The following is a 20,308-nucleotide window of genomic DNA, read 5'->3' as shown; positions in this document are numbered from 1 at the left end:
AATATATTAAACATAATTTTAATTAATAGTTGTTTCTATTGCTAATATGTGTGCAATTATTCTTTTGTAATACTATACCTAATAACCTAACATTTACCATTGTATATTATCTCTTTCTACTTTTTCTTATCTTAATCCTGCGTTACAAATATAATTCTTATTCTTGTTATCATATAACCTATCACTTTATATCAAACTCTAGTTTATATAAATAACTTCACGTAGAAACTTAAGATTTGTTAATAGATAATTTAAATTAATTTAATTTTGTTAGTTTTTTTGTTTGTTTTTGAGTTAAGTAATGCTATATTTGTGTTATTATTTATTTAGACAATGAGTATATAGGAAGCAATTTTATTTAATGAATTAATAAAGAAGCCTTATATGACATATGAAAAACAAGATAGTTTATATACCTTCAACCAATACCTTGATAACAAAGATGCCTTAGAAACAAAATTATTAGAAGGTCATCCATGGTCGAAGAAATTTTTAAGTAAAATTTTTCATGGCAATCAGGAAAGTGCTTACTCAAATGAAAATTTTGATAAATTCATTTCTAAGCTAGACTTAGATAATTTAGAAAAACTACTACAACCAGCTAGAATAATAGAAGCTGCAAGTATCACAAGTATGATATGTTATTCGAATCGTACGATCAATCTAGATGTATTAGCAGGCACATTAACCGTATTAACTTCAAATATTGAGATATTAAAATACTTATACACCCTAGACATACCTTTTTCTGCTATTTCCGGTAAGTTAGGTCATATAGAATTTAGTGCTAAAGATTGTTTGGAGAAACTATTTAAAATTCTTGAGATAAAAAGAGAATCACAGAAAAATGTTAAAGATTTTGTAAGCTACTTCAAAACACTTGAACAGAAATTAGATATTGTGAAAAATAAGGATCTAGAAACTCGTAAAAACGTCATAGATAGCATGCTCAAAGAATATAGCAATATTCAAGAGACAAATAATGATAATGATGAAAAAATAAGCGAAACAGTATCTGAATTAACAAATAACTTAACAATCAATAATACTCAATCTCAGATAATAGATAAACACAGAGAAGATGATATTGAAACCAATAGTGATGAGATAAATACGCATAGTAATAGTCAAGAATTAGCTAACATATCAGATTCTGTGCTAGTAGCTACAGAAGAAGTGCAATATTGTTATGAAGAATCTGTATCTATGCAGAATGAGATATATCTAGAAGATAGTGATTTTGCAAAGAATAGTAATGAGATAAATACGAGTGATCCAGAATTAAATGATATATTAGAGCTTTCGCTAGCTATAGAGGATGTAAAAAATAATGTAGTATTCGAAGCAGTAAATAACTCAACTGTTAACAATCAATCTCAACCGATAGAAAGCTATCAAGAAAATAATATTGAAAATCTGCAAATAATAAGACAGATGTATACTGAAGAAGTTATGCCATCAGTAGAAAAGCGAAAATTATGTTATGATAAGCATGAAGATCTTTATACTCATAAACGTCAGTGTAATAATCATGAGGTAAATAACGGTAATATCACAGAACTAGCACTAAATGAACAAGAAAATAGCATTAATGTAGATTGTCCTACTTCTGTCTCCATTAGTCATCTAGCAGGAGAATCGACTTACATCCTTAGTGATACAGCAGGGTATTCTGCTTACATCTTGGAATAAGTATCAAAAGAGATATTAGATCAAGTAAGAATTAATAATAATCCTTTGATTATTATTTGGTATTAATCTCTTTTTTTCCACTCTTGATATATCTTGCAAAAATTGTCTATTAAAAAGTTATTTTTTTGCTACCTTATTCTCAAGATTTAAATCTGATAGAAAAAATTTGGGCTAGTATGAAGATGGGTACTAGAAATCAAATTACTCAATTTGCTGAATCTTATGAACCTATTGTTGCTTCTTTCTATGCTTGAACCTCATTGTAAATGACTATCATATACGCCAGTTTAGGATAAGAAAAAGCAGGGAAAGCATAATGTAAAAGGTCTGCGAGAGATAATGCACAATTAAATTATGCGATATATTTAAATATAATTTCAATTAATAACAGTTTATTTATTTCTCATATTTCTACAAGTATTAGTTCATAATACTATACTTAATAACCTGAACATTGGCCATTGTAATACTTGTATATATATCTCTTTCTAACTGTTTCTTATTCTAAATTTGCATTTGCAAACATGCGAGCAATAAATGGCTATTAATTAAAACTATATTTAATATATCACATAATTATAATTGCACATTATCTTTTGTATACCTTTTGTATTATGCCTTCCCTGCTTTCTCTTATCCTAAACTGGCGTTATATAACTTCACATTGCACTATGTTCTTATAGTTTGAAGTTGCATCAAAAAAGGATTGTGAAACCTACAGCTATACTATCTTGTATCTTAAAAGATCTTTATTACTAAATTATTTAATACAAATGGTTAAATCTCAAAGGTAACTTTTGAGTAAATACTACTATTGTTGCTTTCTTTTATTTTTCAACATTATGTAATAGTAAGAAGTTTTATGTTTCATATTTAGTGATTTGATGTAGTAATCAGTACTACACAGTATATTTTTAGCTATTATACTCTTTGGTACATTAAATAAAATCATATTCAGTAGTTTCTGAGTTTCAGAATGCATCAATTCTATTTTAACTTTTGTTACACCTTGGCGTATAAAACCTAACAATTCTGCTCCACGTCTTGATATATCTAAAACTCTACGTTTTTCAAAAGGGCCACGATCATTTACCATTAAAATCAAGGTGCGAGTATTTTGCAGATTAGTTACTTTTATTATACTTGGCATAGGAAGTATATGATGAGCTGCGGTTAAATGAGATGGATTAAATGTATCTGAATTTGCAGTTTTACTGTTGCTATTCTTACAGCTATACCAAGATGCATAACCTACCTGCTGAAAATTGTTAGCAACTTGCTTAGGACTATATACCTTTCCATTTATTTTATAAGGCTTGCCTATTTTATAATGCCCTTCAGACATAATTAGTAACTGCTTATTAATTTGGCATATTGAATTATTTTGCGCTGCTATGCATATAGAAGGAAGATTGTATAGTAGTATACTGGCAGCAAAACCTATAAGCTGCATATTTATTTTCTGAAAAAGATTCATTTGACTAAGGTTTTATTTTTATGAATTAGCATTTACTACTACACATTAATTTAATATTTCAAGTAATCTCGCAATAAAAAAGTATAAACTAAATCTTAACAAAATTAAATTTATTAAGCTAAAACTACAAAAAATTAGTAGATTTATACTTAAGAAAAGAATATAGCATAAATTAAAAAGGAACTTATAACATGAAAGAAATGTGTCTGGTAACAAAGAAATATTTTCATATCTCAATCCTATAAGGCATGTGTGAGTGAATGTTTGGTAGTTTAGTTATGTAAGTTTCAATCATCTGCCACATCAAATGTAACGTATGGATTTCCCGTGTTACGCTTTCTTGATAACTTCATATAGCTAAACTGCTATAAAACAGTCATAATAGTTTGGCTATCTATGACCTAGATATGCTTTTCGAAAAATATATAAAACTGTTTTATTGCAACCTAGCTATATATAGTGTTTTCCAATGTTTGCTCTTAGTTTTTGGTATATACAATATCTTCCCTACAAATCTTATCTCTTCCTACCGCATTTTTGCTATATTATTTTTAACATGCTCCAGTGCATAAACCTATAAATGCAAAAAGTTTTACTAATCGATCTAATTTCTTTTCAGCTTCTGGTTAATTTGCTATTATCATTCTCATTCAGCACTGCGATAAGTCTTCCATTTCTTTTTCTGTTACATATCTATTTATTGATTCTTCTTTATGCTTTTCATTTTATGAACAGGATTTTCGTCTACTAGTCCATAATCTATAGCTTTATTAAATATAGGACTTAAGTGCATAAGAATATTGTTTTTGCATAAATCATAATTATGTTAACATGTCTGATTATATAATATGCTTAATGTCAACCAATCTTTTCCTTTCATAAAAATACGTATTATAGTATATAATGTGAAATATATAATGTAATTAAAATACTAAATCATATTGTATTAGGATTACTGCAGTTTTAATTTTGATTTCTTTGTTGCTTGAAAATTAATTATTTTGTTGTTTTGCATGATGGTTGCATTAATAAAATATCTATAAGTTATGATTCAAACATTAAAAGATGCTTTAAATATTATATTGGAAATATGGAACTTTCCATTAGTTCACATCAGCCAAGATGCTGATATTTATGTAGGCAATATATTTTTAGCTGCAGTATTATTATTATTGGGTATAAGACACTATAAAAAGTTCAAAAAGTTTGTTAGAGTAGCTATAGTCAATCATATTACTACTGAACTTCATACAGCAAAAGTTTTAGGGAGAATATTTGAATGGTTAATCTCTGCTGTTTATTTAATAACAATTTTACAAATGTCTAACATTCCATTAAGCGCTTTTGCTGTTATTAGCGGAGGAGTAGGTATAGGTATTGGGCTAGGCGCAAAAAATTTCTTTAATAATTTTATGAGTAGTGTTATTATTATGATTGAAAGACCATTTAAAATTGGTGATATAATCAGTGTCGCTGGAGTAAGTGGAGTTGTTAGTGCAATTGGAGGCAGATGTATTACTATCATTAATGAAAATAATGTAAAAGTTTTAATTCCTAATAGTAAAATTATACAGGAGAATTTAATTAACTGGACTTCTGCAACTCAGATAATAAAATGTAAGGCTGAGCTTAGAATTACTAAGGTAGGAAATGGTAAGTATAATTCAAATTGTTGCAAAGATACAATTAAAACTATCGAAAAAATTATGGAAGATTCTCCAATGATAAGTAATACTCCTTTGCCAAGGTGCTACTTAACTAACATTGATTCTAGCCACTATATTTATCAACTTGAGTTTTTTTGCTATTTAACAGATATATCATCAATCTATATGGTAGAAAATGATCTGAGTTGTAGTATTGATAATCAATTAAAAAGTGAATTTACTATTTCATATTATACTGTAGTGTAAAGTGTTAATAAATTTTTAACTTAAAAAAGTAAGAGCAATAAAAGCTAAGAAATAATGATCAAGATTGGCTAGAATACTTAAGAACTCTAGCATTCATATTCTATCTGGGATCAAAATCATTACAGATACTAGATATCAACTAATTCATAAGCTAAATTAAAATCTGCATAGTAAAGGAAGGTATTCGAACAAGAGAGAAAAAGAACCATAGCAAATTATCTGCTAAATGTATTTCATGTGAGAACACTCAAAATTATACCTTTTGCTAAACTTGGAAGTAAGGTATAAATCTTAGAAAGCGGTAAGCGAGATTACAAAAAAGAAGTATAATAGCACCAGCTATATATAAAAAAAATTGCATAACTTAGTAAGAATAAGTGTTATTGCTTTTTTAATGCTTATATCTAGAGTTAAACCTGTTTTTATACTTCTTTTTTTAAGATACTTACTAAAGTTTTCTATTAGGCAAAAACCTTAAGCTAGATAAAGCATAGCAGTTCTCATTGTTTTTTTATGAGTATTCTGTCTGTCTTTATATGTCATACTAATTACTTTTTTACTACATCTTATTATTATAAACGCCAGTTTAGGATAAGAAGAAGCATGGAAAGCACAATACAAAAGGTATACAAGAGATAATATGCAATTATAATTATGTGATATATTAAATATAGTTTTAATTAATAGCAATTTATTAATTGCTCGCATGTTTGCAAATGCAAATTTAGAATAAGAAACAGTTAGAAAGAGATATATATACAAGTGTTACAATGGTCAATGTTCAGGTTATTAAGTATAGTATTATGAACTAATACTTGTAGAAATATGAGCAATAAATAAACTATTATTAATTGAAATTATATTTAAATATATCGCATAATCTAATTGTACATTATCTCTCGTAGACTTTTTATATTATGCCTTCCCTGCCTTTTCTTATCCTAAACTGGCGTTATAATTGTTTTATAGTAGTTTTGCTATATTCTTTTCCTAAAATTTTAACTATATGTTCTTGATGATACTGCTACCTTCAAGCTAGCTCATCGTTAAATCTATTTGACATAATTTACTATATATAGAACTCTGCTGGTTATAATATCAAGCGTTTGGTATAATGAGATATGTTAGAGCATAGTAGCAATAAGGATTGCAGCAACAGTTTAACAAGAGTGAGGTAGCATTATGATCAATCTCTATTAAGAAAAGAAACAGAAAAATATTATATTGATTCAACCAAGCTTGCTGTGTGTCATAATTCGAGAATTTATAAGCATAAAACATTCAAAATATAGAGCGAATGTGTAATATTTATGCAGTATAAAACATACTTCTTATATTGAACTGTTGTATATATCTGCCTTTAAGAATAGTTTTTGAAAATTATTAGTTGTTATCTTTGCTAGTTCATTAACTGGAATATTTTTGATTCTACTAACTACATCAGCAATATATACTAAATACGATGGTTCATTTTGTTTGCTTCGCATAGGTACAGGGGCTAAATATGGAGAATCCGTTTCTATCAATATGCTAGACATTGGCATATCATAAATAGTTTTTCTTAGATTTTCTGCATTTTTAAAAGTTATGATACCTGAGACTGAGATATAAATTCCTAGCTCTAACATTTTAATAGCAAAGTCTTTTGAGGCTGTAAAACAATGAATTACAGCTTTAAAATCATATTTCTTACATGCGTTACATAAGATTTCATAAGTATCATGTTCAGCATCTCGGGTATGTACAATCACAGGCAATTTAGTTATATGAGCCGCTTTGATATGTTCAATAAATACTTTCTTTTGTAGTAACTTATGTTCATTTGAACTATTATGAAAATAATCTAATCCTGTTTCTCCAATAGCGACAGTTTTAGGATTTTGAGCTAAATCTGATAATAACTCAGCACTAACATGCTGATAGTTTGCTACTTCAGTTGGATGAACGCCTACTGAAGAAAAAATGTTGGAATATTTTTGAGTTATAGCGCATATTTCTGGAAATTCGGTTAGGTTAGTACTGATTGTTAACATAGATTTAACACCATTAGCTATGGCATTTTTAATCGCTGCGTCTTGTTCAGTTAACATATTTAAATGGCAGTGTGAATCAATTAACATACATTGTTACTTTTATTCTTCGATTTTAACAAAAATTGGCTTTGGTTCTAAAATAGTTTTTCCTGGTTTTATAGCATGAGAACGATTAATACAACTAAATATTCTTTCTGTTTTATCTATAGCTATTAAGTCTAGAATTGTATTTGCAGATTCAGGTATAAAAGGCTGTAATAAGATCGCTATGCACCTTATAGTTTCAATTAATGTGTATAATATTGTTGCTATTTTCTGAGAGTTGCTATCTTTAAACTTCCAAGGAGCTTGCTGATCAAAGTATATATTAGCTTGATTAACAATTTCCATGATTCTATTTAGAATAACAGTAACATTCTCATTATCAATTATATTAGCAAGATTGTCGCTCAACATAACAATCTTTAACAAGAGTGATTCAGATTTGTATAGATTGGTAATAGTTATTCCATCTACTTGAGGTATTTGAGCTTTATTATATTTATAAATAAAAGACAAAGTTCTATGGACTAAATTACCAAGTTTATTGCATAGCTCACTATTAATTCTATTGATAAAACTGATTTTGCTAAAGTTACCGTCGTTACCAATTGTTATTTCTCGTAACAAGAAATAACGTACTTGATCAATTCCAAACTTACTTGTTAATTCAACTGGATTAATAACATTTCCTACTGATTTAGAAATTTTTTGTCCTTCATTAGTCCACCATCCATGTACTAAAATGGCTTTTGGTAAAGGTAATCCAGCCGACATAAGAAATGCTGGCCAATAAACAGCATGAAACCTTAGTATATCCTTACCAACTATATGAAGATCAGCTGGCCAAAAGTTAGTCATTAATGTACCATTATCACTTGCATAACCTAATGCAGAAATATAATTTACTAGTGCATCAAGCCAAACATATATTACGTGTGACGAATCATTAGGTACTGCTATTCCCCATTTAAATGTAGTACGTGAAATTGAAAGGTCAATAAGACCATTTTTAATAAAGTTGATTACTTCATTTCTAAAAAATGCAGGTTTAATGATATCATGGTTATTTTCATACCAATCTAGTAACTTTTGCTGCCATTTGGATAATGCAAAGAAGTAACTAGATTCTTCTACCCATTCTACTTCAGCTCCAGTTGGTGCTTTACCATCAGTAGTAAGCTCTGATTCTGAATAAAAAGCTTCGTCCTTGATTGCGTACCATCCACAATATTTACCAAGATATATATCTCCTTGTTGCTCAAGAATATTCCACAATTTTTGTACTGCTTTAATATGTCTTGTATCAGTTGTTCTAATAAAGTCATCATTTGATAAATTAAGGTCAACACTAAGTTTTACAAATGATGATGCTATCTTATCAACAAATTCTTTAGGTGAAACACCTGCATTGCTAGCTGCCTTTTCTACTTTTTGACCATGCTCATCAGTACCAGTTAAAAAGATTACTTCTTTTCCTAGTAACCTCATAAATCTAGCATAAACATCTGCTAGAATGCTAGTATATGCATGTCCAATATGAGGTATATCGTTAACATAATATATAGGAGTAGTAATATAATATTTGCTTTTCATAGTATAATAATATTATATCTCAAAATATCATGAAAATTTGTTTTATGATTAGCTGATAAATTTATTAAGTCAAATAAATCTTTACTTGATAATTTTTAATATGTCTGTTTATTGTACAGAATTTAATATTTGAGAATAAAGTATATTAATCTATAAATATACTTTAAGCAAGTTTATTAATAACTCATGTTTATTAGAGTATTATTACCAAAGCTAAGGTTATTTCCGCTGGAGTATAAATCAACTACACATTTGTTATCCATTGGAGATTTAGTAGTTGTTCCTTTTAGAAACAAGCAAATTACTGGTATTGTATGGGAAGTTAATATTATTCCACAACACAAAAACATTAAGGAAATTATAGCAAAGCAATTTCAAGGATATTCTATTAAGCCAATAAACTTAAAGTTTATTGATATTGTAGCAAGGTACTATATAGCAGATTTAGGAACTGTAGCAAAAATGACTTTACCTATTGAATTAAATGAGAAACCATATGTTGCCGAGTCGCAAGAGGTTAATCATAATTTATTTCAGTTGCTAGATCTGTCGCCAGAACAGCAGTTAGCATTTGATGCTATTAGAAAAACTACAGGCGCAACCTTACTGCAAGGTATTACAGGGTCAGGTAAAACAGAGGTATATTTCCATTTGATTGCTGAGGCATTGAGACAGGGATTACAGGTACTTCTACTAATGCCGGAAATTAATCTTGCTAATCATATAGCATTTAGATTTGCTAGTAGATTTAAATTTAATGCAGTTATATGGAATTCATCTGTTAGTAAATCTTTAAAGAAAAAAACACTCCGAGGAATATTAACTAATGAAATAAAAGTAGTTATTGGTACACGTAGTAGCATATTTTTACCATACTCATCGCTTGGATTAATTATAGTAGATGAAGAACATGATCAATCATACAAACAAGAAAATAATATACTGTATAATGCTAGAGATATGGCGGTGATGAGAGGGCATATTGCTAATATACCAGTAATTTTAGCTTCAGCAACTCCATCTCTTGAGAGTATATATAATACGTATAATAAGAAATACAGTTTTGTTAAGCTTAAAAGTAGATTTGGCAGTTCCACTCTGCCTAATATCAATATTATTGATATGAAGAAGGAACATTTACCAAATGGAATGTGGTTATCTAGTAGCTTGAAAAATGCTATGGAGCAAACTTTAAAACTGAATAAACAAATATTGTTATTTTTAAACCGTAAAGGGTATGCTCCCATAATACTATGTCGTAATTGTGGTTTTCGCTTTACGTGTTCATCATGTTCTTCATGCTTGGTTTTTCATAAGTCAAAAAATAAATTGCAATGTCATCATTGTGGTGGTTTTAAAACATTTGCTCAATTTTGTCCTGAATGTAACGAAGAAACATTATCAGCTTATGGACCTGGAATTGAAAGAATTGCTGAGGAAGTTAAAGTATATTTTCCTAAATATAAAACAGCAATTGTTAGCAGAGATACTACTAGTACTCTTGATGATAGTACTGAAATTTTACAGCAAATTATTAATAATGAAGTAGATATTATAATTGGCACGCAAATGCTTACAAAAGGATACCATTTTCCAAATCTAAAACTAGTTGGAATAATTGATGCTGACCTAGGATATGGTGGTGATTTAAGAGCTAATGAAAAGACATACCAGCTCCTTAATCAAGTAGCAGGGAGAGCTGGCAGAGAAGAAGATAAAGGACATGTTTATATACAAACTTATTATCCTGATAGTTCACTATTAAAATATCTTATTAATTACAAAGATGATGATTTTATTAACTATGAAATGAATTTACGAATTAGTAATAATATGCCTCCAGCAACTAAATTTGTTGCTATTAGTGTTATATCTACTTTGGAACAGAATGCTCAAGAGGTAGCAAAAAACATTGTTAGAACTGCTAAGCCATGTTCCAGTTTGAGAATATTAGGCCCAGCTCCTGCGTTATTATACAAATTGAAAAATAAATATCGTTTTAGAATATTACTGATTTTTGAGAAAAAACTAGATATTCGCAGCTACATCAAAAACTGGAATATTTTGTCATTTCACTCTAAAAGAGTTAGCGTGAAAATAGATATTGATCCATACAATTTCTATTAATAACTTTAGACTTTCTGTAAAATGAGAGATAGTAATATAAACATGAGTTTGATATAAGACACAGATTAGATACTGGTGCTATATATTGATGATGAGATAATATCGCATCATAATTATGAAAAATTTTTTGTGAAGTAGTATGGGTATTTGATTTTTAGTTCAATTTCAGCTTTTAATTATTGTAGCATTTGAAGTATTTTGAGTAATTGTTTGTTATATATCTGTTTAAGTAGACGTTAAATTAAGTTTTGTCTATGTTATCTATGTATTATTAACTATTTAATTATACTAAATTTACTGAAAGAAGGAAATTATATGTTAGGAAAATTAGAAGCTGATCCTTTGTTTTTAGGGTTAACTAGGCCTCCAATGATATTTGGAGTAAGTCTTTCATATGCATTGTTAAATATTATGCTTTCAACTATGTATCTTACTGTAGCATCAAATTTTTATGTTGTTCCGGTATCATTAGTAGTACATGGGGTAGGGTATTTGCTCTGTTTTAAGGAACCACGTTTTATGGAAATTTACTTAATGAGAGCTCAAAAGTTTAATAAATGTCCTAATAGACTTTATTATGGTGCTAATTCATATGGTATATAGTATTTAAATAATGAAATTTTTTAAGACTAAAGTAGCAAGGGAGTACTATTCTAAGAGAGAGGTTCATGTTGCTAAATTTATTCCATATGCTTATCATTGGAATAAATCTACTATTATTACAAAAAAAAATGAGCTAATTAAGGTTATTAAAATTAGCGGTTTTGCTTTTGAAACAGCAGATGATCAAGATTTAGACATTAGAAAAAGGCTTCGAAATCTTTTATTTAAAGGTATGGCTTCAGGTAGCCTAAATTTATATTTTCACATAATTAGACGTCGAAAGCAGCTAGCTTCAGCTATGGATGAAGGTGATGTTGATCCTACTGTAGGTATGGCAAAAGATTTTGTTACTTATGTTGATAATGAATGGAAAAAAAAATATTCTGATTTTCAGTCTTTTATAAATGATATTTATATCACTATTTTATATAAACCTGATGTTGAAGGTGGGGAAATTTTAAAGTATTTTTACAATAAGTTATTGCAAAAGTCTGATAAAAATGCATGGATGCAAAGTATGAATGAAATGTATGCTAACCTTGATGAGATGGTATCAAGAGTAGTGACTACATTTAGCGATTATGATGCACAAATATTAAAGGTTAAAAATGAACCTAATGGAGTTTTTTGTGAGATATTGGAATTTTTAGCTACTATAGTTAATTGCGGCAGTTCTATGCCTGTACTTTTACCTAGAGGATCAATAGATAGTTATATACCTACACATAGGTTATTTTTTGGAGATCGTTCAATTGAAGCTAGAGGGGCAGGGCAGCGTAGATATGCTGGTATAGTTAGCATTCAAGAATATGGACCAAAAACTTCAGCTGGAGTATTAGATTCATTTTTGCAACTTCCTTTTGAGCTTATTATTAGCCAAAGTTTTCAGTTTTCTAGTCGTACAGCTGCAATTAATAAAATGCAATTGCAACAAAATAGAATGATTCAAACTGAAGATAAAGCAGTATCACAGATTGCTGAGATTTCTCAAGCATTAGATATGGCAACCAGTGGTGAAATTGGTTTTGGCGAACATCATTTAACAGTATTATGTATAGCTGATAGTTTAAAAGCCTTGGAAAACGCACTTTCTATTGCTTCAGTTGAAATTGCAAACACTGGTATGCAGCCAGTACGTGAGAAAGTGAATTTAGAAGCTGCTTATTGGGCGCAATTACCAGGGAATATAGAATATGCTGTAAGAAAATCAGTAATTAATACTTTGAATCTTGCAGGGTTTGCATCTATGCATAATTACTTGCCAGGAAAAGCTAAAGGAAATCATTGGGGAGATAGCGTTACAGTATTGGATACAAGCTCTGGTACTCCGTTTTACTTTAACTTTCACGTACGTGATGTTGGACATACTTTATTAATTGGGCCTACTGGAGCAGGGAAAACAGTGTTAATGAATTTTTTATGCGCTCAAGCTCAAAAATTTTATCCTCGAACTTTCTTTTTTGATAAAGATAGAGGTGCAGAGATTTTTATCAGAGCTCTAGATGGAAAGTATACTGTGATTAATCCGTTTCAACAATGTAATTTTAATCCTTTACAATTGCCTGATACTAATGAAAATCGTAATTTTTTAGTAGAATGGATAAAAACGTTAGTTACTTCAAATGGTGAATCTATTAGCGCTGACGATATGCATTATATTACGTTAGCTGTGGAAGGGAATTATAAGCTTAATCCATCTGATCGTTACTTAAGTAATATAGTAGCATTTTTAGGAATTGGAGGTCCTGATACTCTAGCTGGAAGGATTGCAATGTGGCATGGCACAGGTGCTAAAGCTGGAATATTTGATAATATTCATGATAATATGGATTTGCAAAGTGGTAGAGTTTTTGGTTTTGAGATGGGGGAGTTATTAAAAGATCCTGTTAGCTTAGCTCCAGTATTATTATATTTGTTTCACCGTATCAATTTATCGTTGGATGGTTCACCAACTATGATAGTATTAGATGAGGCATGGGCTTTGATTGATAATCCTGTTTTTGCTCCTAAGATTAAAGATTGGTTGAAGGTATTGCGTAAGTTAAATACTTTTGTTATATTTGCTACTCAGAGTGTGGAAGATGCTTCAAAGAGTTCAATTAGTGATACTCTGATTCAGCAAACTGCTACTCAGATTTTTCTACCAAATTTAAAAGCAACCGATATCTATAGAACTGCTTTTATGTTGAGTGAAAGGGAATTTTCTATTATTAAATCCACAGATCCTGGTTCACGGTATTTTCTAATAAAACAAGGAATTGGTTCTGTAGTAGCTAAATTAAATTTAGCGGGCATGAATAATATTATAGGAGTACTCTCAGGCCGAGTTGAAACTGTAATATTATTAGATCAGTTAAGAAGCGAATATGGAGATGATTCTAGAAAGTGGTTGCCTAAATTTTATAAGCACTTGGAAACAGCAAAATAATGCAGTGGTTGTATCAATTAGCTAAAATAGTTATATTAGTATCAGTATTTGCACTACAAATTGAAGCTATTAAGGCTATTCCCGCAATTGATATGATTAACGTGGGTGATATTATACCTGATGAAGTAAAGGATGTAGCTGACGATATTAAAGATGGAGTTAAGAAAGTTGTAGATACATTATCAAATATAACTTGCGAAACTAGAGGAGTTAACAATTTATTGTTTAAAGATGAATTTTCTCATACTTGTACTCCTGCTCCATTTTTTAGTTTAGCAACATCATCTATCTTAGGAATAGGCACCTATCTTCCAATGGTGTTAAAGTTAAATATGACTAATGCAGAATTATTTGGCGAACAATTTCCTGGAGGACAATGTCTTAAAAAAAATCGCGCTGATCCTGCTGATCCCCGAATTAGCTTTGCTTTATGTAATAATGTTAAGTTAATGGTAGCTGCAGCAACTGCTATAGGTGGGACTGTAGTCAATGCTGCTGTTGCTATTGCCTCTGGTGATAACGTTTGGGATGCTGTTGCAAGAGCATGGCATATTAAGGCTCAAGATATCTTTGAAGTATATAAGGATAAAGAAGTAGGACATTATGATCACTTTGTGGATATTAATCTTGCTGGGTCTCCTTACATACCATATAAGGTAGTACGAGATAAAGATAAAATTTGTGTTGCTGCATGGACTTTATTGGGTGGATATTTAAATGTAGGGTGTAAGTATATTAGTGAGCCTTGTAGTAGATCTATATATAGTAATTTTTTAAATAACTCTTCTAGTGTATCAGAGATATCAAAGCCAGTATGCCATACTGGAAATGGTAATAAAGAATCAAAAGAATTGTCTGATAAAAACAGATTAGTTGAATGTGGAAATATGAGCGGGTGTTATGCAGATGCAGTAGAAAATTCTAAAACTCTGCTACCTATTACTGGTCCTATAATTAAGTGTTTTGTACAGATGGCTCGTAAAGTTCTTGGAGAATCAACTGTATGCAAGCTAAATGCTAAAGGTGATGAGGTTATAACAAATGCTAGTGATGTTAATATGATTAGTAAATTTAGCCGTCACATGCGCAGGGCAGTTACTGCTTTTATGTGTTTATATATCATTTTTTGGGGATACAATATTTTGTTATCGCCAAATGAAATAAGTCGTAAAGATGTTATTAATGCTGTTTTAAAGATAGTGTTAGTAACATATTTTTCGATTGGAATTAGTACTGGTGATGATAAAAAATTAATTAATGGAGTACAAAGTTGGGGTATGGAGTTGCTACGCGGAGATGTAATGGCAGAAGTAGCAGCTTGGGTAATGACAAAATCTAGTAATGAAGAAGGTAAAAAAGTATCTGGTTTATGCAATTTTCAGCCTAGTGATTATGATTCTAGTAAACACGGAGCTGATGCTAGACAGCTTTTGGCATTATGGGATTCTATTGATTGTAGGCTAACACATTATTTAGGAATAAATGCTATTAAAGATTATGTTAGGCAAAAAATTCAAGCTGTAAAGGGTAGTGGTGGAGATCCTTTAGGTAATTCCATACCTCCATATTATTATTTGTTAGTGCCTGCTTTATGGAGTGGTAATATGACTTTATTGGGGCTAGTTTTGTTTTATCCATTGCTTGTAATATCAATAGCAGCATACATGGTTAATGCATATATAGTATGTATTATTGGAATATTAATCTTAGGGTTATTAGCTCCTATATTTGTACCTATGGTGCTTTTTGAATATACTAAAAGTTATTTTCATAGTTGGTTAAAATTAGTAATATCATTTGTACTACAGCCTATGGTTGTTATTGTTTTTATGACGATGATGTTTCACGTTTATGAATATGGCTTTTATACTGATTGTGCATATGATTATAGACTTGTAAAAGATAGTAGTGGCAATGTTTCAAGAATGAGAAAAATGTTTTTTATTAATGTTAATGATAAAAATTTATATGATGGTGATGCTGACCAAAAAATTGCTAGATGCAAAAAAAGTTTAGGATGGATGTTAAATAATCCTCTATTTGCAGTGATTAATACTGCTAAAACTGTAGCTAAGGATGTTATCTCAGTGGACAACGTAGGATCAGAAGATGATTCAGAAAATCATCAGTTTAGTAATGCAGTAGAAGTAGCTCAGGGATTATTTTTTAAAACTACTCGCTCTATTTTTCAATTAGTTAAAGATTTAATAATGGCGTTACTAGTTGCTTGTTTAACTTTATATTTGATTTATCACCTTAGTGATTCACTGTCACAGTTTGTATCATCGTTAGTAAGCGGAATAAATCTTTCTGGTATGACTGTTAATCCTAAGCAAATGCATGATACTTTAGGCTTTTTAGCAAAAAAGGGAGGAGGAAAAGCGAGTTCAGCTATGAAAGGTGGAGGAGGTGGTGGGCAATCTATGAGAAGTGGCTCTCTTAAATAATATGGTATAAGTATTAATGAAATGATAAAGCATTTGCTATATAACTTTAGGATAGTAATTAACAATCATTCAGTTTTTAAAGCTTTTAAAGAAGCAATTTATAGTATATTGTTGCTAGTTATTGCACTGCCATCAATGGCTTATGCTGAAAAGAATTGCTGTGTTAGGCAGAATAATAAGAAGAGGTGTTGTACTTACGATCAACGATTTTGTTATGCATATGTACAGTCTAAATGTATCCAAAAAGAGGAATTACGTTATCAGAATCCTGATGTATTACAAGAAAAGGTAAAGTTACTTGAATCTTCAGCTAAGCAAGCATGGAATAATGCTCAAGATCATCGATTTTCATCTAATTTAGAAAAATTTAATGCTGTAACTAATGCTGGTGCTCAAACTAGAGAAATCATTAGTTTATCTGAACAATTGAAAAAAGCTTTAGTAAATGAAGGTAAGGCTAGGCATGCTGCGTTTACGGAAAGCAGTAAAACTGGTAAAGATAAAATTAATCGTAAGATGAATAAAGATTTTCAGCAATTAATAGAAGAGCGAAAAGCTGCATTAAAATTAGCTCAAGAATCTGGTGACAAAGCTTCAAGTCAATATAAGATAATTAAAGCTAGCGCTAGAGATTTAGTAGTAGTTGCTGGAATGGACTTTTGGAATGCGTTGTTACTATACAAAAAAATTGATGATGAGTTAGACTCGAAAGTGAGAAATGGTGCTGATAAGAAAAGTATATTAATTGCAAAAAAGAAAGTACTTTATGAAATAGAAAAAGTTTTGAAGGTTTTTGTAGAAGGAAGAGATATGTATAACACATTTGTGGCATGGGTTATAGGTTATTCTGATATAACAGAAGCAAAAGAAAAAGGCGCTATTGAGTTTTTATTACAAAATCTGAGCTATAGTACAGTAAGGAGATCAGCCTCATTTGAGACTACTTTGAAAGCAGTAATAGAGATATATAAAAATGGTGATTTTATCAATGAATTAAAACTTCAAAATGAAAGTGTAAAAACTGATATTGCTGAAATAGAGCGTAGCATACAAGTTGCTGAAGATGAGATGAAGAGAAAACAGGAAGAGGAAGAAGCTAAAAAATTATTAGAGTTTCAAAATAAAGTTAAAAAAGCTAAAGAAGAAGTTGATGCTGCTAAAGATAAATTTAAAGAAAAACAGACTCAATCTCAGGAAGCTTATGATCAAGCTAATGCTAGTGGAGATTTAGAAGATAAAATTGAAGCTCTAAATAAAAAGAAAAAAGAGTATGAAGCTGCTAAAAAATATAAGGAGGCTTTGGACAAAGCAATTGATATTGGTAACAACAATCCTGATTTAGTTAGAGAGCGTGATAGTTTAGGAAATGATATAGATAATTTATCTCAAAGTATTGATCAGATGACAGATGATGTTAATAGAGATAAAGAGATATATAAGCAACAATTTGAAGAAGATAAAAATTCATCAGTTAGTGCAAACTGTGATTTTAGCCAGTATAGAAGCATCTCTCCTGAAAGCAGTGTTTTTACTTTAGCTTCTTTTGTATATCAAAATATTAATTTTAAATGTGGAAATGTATGTGATACTGCAGATAAGGGATTTAATCTTTGTTTAAAGGTTAAAAAATCAGATCTTTGTAGCGATTGTATTCCAGTATATATTGGTCCACAATCTGAATTTAAGTCTATTAGGAAGTTATTTGATACTAGCGGAGTAAAGAAAGGTAGAAGAGATCCTATACTAGTAACTGAAAATGCAGTAAAAAATATTGGATTTAAGGTTGAACATACTGATAAAATTTCTTGTTTGAAAATTAAAACATCTTATGGAGATATTCCTATAGTCTGTAAAAATATTAGTGCTGATATTGATTTAATACCTCAAGCTAGGAGTAATAATAGAATTTGTAGTTTAAGTACTACAAAAAGTAGAGTGCCTTTTAATTTTTCTGGTAGAGCTATCGGTTGTTTAAAAGAAGCCCTGGATAAGATGTTTTATGCTGATTCAATTACTCATGATCAGGTATCCTCTGCTAGTATATTGAAGCCTCTTTCAAGCTTTCAGCGTGGTATGACAGTAACTGTTAAAGCAGCTTTAATGTTATACATAATATTTTTTGGCATCAAAATGATATTTATTGAGCGTTTTTTTAGCCTAGAGAGATTAGTTACTGGAGTATTACAGATACTAATTGTAATGTATTTTTCTGTTGGGCTAGGTCCAATGACTAATAAAGATGGAAAAATAAGTTATAATAACGGTATGCAAGATCATTTTTTGCCATTTTTAAGTTCAGTTACTTCAGAATTAGCTCATATTGTATTTTCATCCGTTGGTAGTGATTCTGCTGTTGGTGGCACTAAATTATGTTATTTTGATCCTAACAAAGATTATACACCTGATGCTCGTTATTATGCATTATGGGATGCAATAGATTGTAGAATAGGATATTACTTAGGTTTTAGATTATTACATAATTATACTGTAGATAGGTCAAAGCCATCACTTGGTGGTAAGTTAGTTGGATCATCTATTGGGACTAGAGCTAATGATGATATTACCAAGCATTTGAGTAATATTAAGGATGATCACGCACTTAAGAAAGATGATACTTTCTTAGTATTTCCTACTTTGTGGGGATTGTTATTAAGCGGTGAAATTATCTTTTTCTTGGTAATGCTACTATTTGTTATAATCTTTTTAACGTTATTTTGGAGGTTTATGGCTGTATTTATTACTAGTTTGGTAAATTTATATGTCATGTGCTATATATCTCCTATTTTTATTCCTATGGTATTGTTTGAAAAGACAAAATCGATGTTTAATAATTGGTTGCATTTGACATTATCTTTTGCATTGCAGCCTGCAATTGTTGCAGCATTCATTGCGTTATTTGTGACTTTAATGGATTCAATAACGTATAAAACATGTCAATTTGCAAGGTATGATTATCAGCAGGGAAATAAAATTTTGAGTACTTTTGAGCTTCGTGTACCTGATCGTTATATTCAAGACCATAGTCTCTTTGATGATGCATATAATAGTGATGCTGCTAAAATATGTAGAGAGAGTGCTGGATATAGGTTAGTAGAATATTTTAATGGAAAAAATTGGCATCAAAGAATGTTTCTTTTCTTTAAAGCATTTGTAGTATATCCTGAACCAGATTTTTTACCTACTATGATTGTTGTATTACTATTTTGTGGAATTTTTTATTACTTCTTTCAGGAAGCGCATAGGTTTGCGGCAGTTATTACTAGTGGTATTACTGCTGTAAATATGGAGTTACCAAGCTTAAGAATTCCTAGCTTTAGGAATAAGAGCACTAGAACCAAAGGTAGTAAAGATGATAAAGAAGAAGAGGCAAGTGATAAGTTTAGCTCTAGAGGTGGTATAGATAAAACTGCTACAGATAAAATTAGCAGTCGGTCTAACATCGAATCATCAGCTCAGGATAAAATTAGTACTGGATTAAAAAGTAATGGTATTAGTGGCGTTGAACATGGCTTAAAAAAAGATCATGATGCTATTAGAGCTGCTAAGAAGTTTGACATTAGTAATAATAATGAAGTTATTGGTGCTGATAAGTTTAGTACTAGTGGAAATAAGCAGACTGATAAGTTAAGTTCTGAAAATATTAAGCCAAGAGATACTAGTGTAGTTTCTGCAGAAGATAAATTTAGTACTTCTTTCAGACTTAAAGATCATAAAGATATTGTTCAATCTGAGATTGATAAGAAACTAGAATCTAATGTTAGCGATAAGAGTAATAGTACTAGCAGTAATCAAACCATCGAAACAAGAAAGAGTAATATTGAATCTGATGCCTTATCAAAAAAGATCGATGCTAATGATTTAAATGAGATTAATAAAGGTAGTGATGATAAGAAAAACATCTAAACATTTCTGATAGTATGAAACTAAAATAAAAATGGAAATATTAATGAAAG

General features: G+C 30.0%; 10 protein-coding genes and 1 pseudogene. 8 read left to right on the top strand and 3 right to left on the bottom strand.

Annotation, left to right across the window (positions count from 1 at the left end):
* Positions 1–384: 384 nt before the first annotated feature.
* The gene (locus DK405_RS05765; RefSeq protein ID WP_045912276.1) at positions 385–1,692 is read left to right on the top strand and encodes a repeat-containing protein D; all 1,308 of its coding nucleotides are present in this window, start codon (positions 385–387) and stop codon (positions 1,690–1,692) included.
* Positions 1,693–2,503: 811 nt separating this feature from the next.
* Here DK405_RS05765 and DK405_RS05760 read toward each other — a convergent pair.
* A complete protein-coding gene (locus tag DK405_RS05760; RefSeq protein ID WP_045912275.1) occupies positions 2,504–3,169 on the bottom strand; it encodes a septal ring lytic transglycosylase RlpA family protein in 666 nt (221 codons plus the stop codon).
* Between the two features lie 1,082 nt (positions 3,170–4,251).
* Here DK405_RS05760 and DK405_RS05755 point away from each other — a divergent pair.
* Together DK405_RS05755 and DK405_RS15740 are read left to right on the top strand one after the other, a co-directional pair.
* Positions 4,252–5,082: a mechanosensitive ion channel family protein gene (locus DK405_RS05755; protein WP_231840804.1), complete on the top strand. Its 831-nt coding sequence runs from the start codon at positions 4,252–4,254 to the stop codon at positions 5,080–5,082.
* A 1,214-nt stretch (positions 5,083–6,296) separates the two neighbouring features.
* Positions 6,297–6,374 (top strand): annotated as a pseudogene (locus DK405_RS15740) (transposase); the annotation flags it as partial.
* A gap of 39 nt (positions 6,375–6,413) precedes the next feature.
* Here DK405_RS15740 and DK405_RS05740 read toward each other — a convergent pair.
* Positions 6,414–7,202 (bottom strand): TatD family hydrolase, encoded by a 789-nt coding sequence (locus tag DK405_RS05740; RefSeq protein WP_045912273.1) that lies wholly within the window; start codon positions 7,200–7,202, stop codon positions 6,414–6,416.
* Positions 7,203–7,214: 12 nt separating this feature from the next.
* Entirely contained in the window at positions 7,215–8,750 is a 1,536-nt protein-coding gene (gene metG / locus DK405_RS05735) for a methionine--tRNA ligase (protein WP_045912272.1), read from the bottom strand.
* 186 nt (positions 8,751–8,936) lie between these two features.
* Between metG and DK405_RS05730 the strand changes: the two genes are divergently transcribed.
* The 5 genes from DK405_RS05730 (at position 8,937) to DK405_RS05710 (ending at position 20,258) form a co-directional block, all read left to right on the top strand.
* The gene (locus tag DK405_RS05730; RefSeq protein WP_045912271.1) at positions 8,937–10,877 is read left to right on the top strand and encodes a primosomal protein N'; all 1,941 of its coding nucleotides are present in this window, start codon (positions 8,937–8,939) and stop codon (positions 10,875–10,877) included.
* 315 nt (positions 10,878–11,192) lie between these two features.
* Complete coding sequence (locus DK405_RS05725; RefSeq protein ID WP_012461380.1) at positions 11,193–11,480, top strand: type IV secretion system protein VirB3; 288 nt, start codon at positions 11,193–11,195, stop codon at positions 11,478–11,480.
* 10 nt (positions 11,481–11,490) lie between these two features.
* Entirely contained in the window at positions 11,491–13,908 is a 2,418-nt protein-coding gene (locus tag DK405_RS05720) for a VirB4 family type IV secretion/conjugal transfer ATPase (protein ID WP_012461381.1), read from the top strand.
* Positions 13,908–16,355 carry a TrbL/VirB6 family protein gene (locus DK405_RS05715; protein WP_045912270.1) on the top strand — a complete coding sequence of 816 codons (2,448 nt, stop codon included), beginning with the start codon at positions 13,908–13,910 and terminating at the stop codon, positions 16,353–16,355. The genes DK405_RS05720 and DK405_RS05715 overlap by 1 nt, the downstream gene beginning before the upstream one ends.
* Before the next feature lie 21 nt (positions 16,356–16,376).
* Entirely contained in the window at positions 16,377–20,258 is a 3,882-nt protein-coding gene (locus tag DK405_RS05710; protein ID WP_045912269.1) for a type IV secretion system protein, read from the top strand.
* The last annotated feature ends 50 nt before the right edge of the window (positions 20,259–20,308 follow it).

This window comes from Orientia tsutsugamushi, assembly GCF_900327275.1.
GTDB classification, from domain to species: domain Bacteria; phylum Pseudomonadota; class Alphaproteobacteria; order Rickettsiales; family Rickettsiaceae; genus Orientia; species Orientia tsutsugamushi.
Note: the sequence above shows the minus strand (reverse complement) of the source record. Positions and strands in the feature narration are given on the sequence as shown.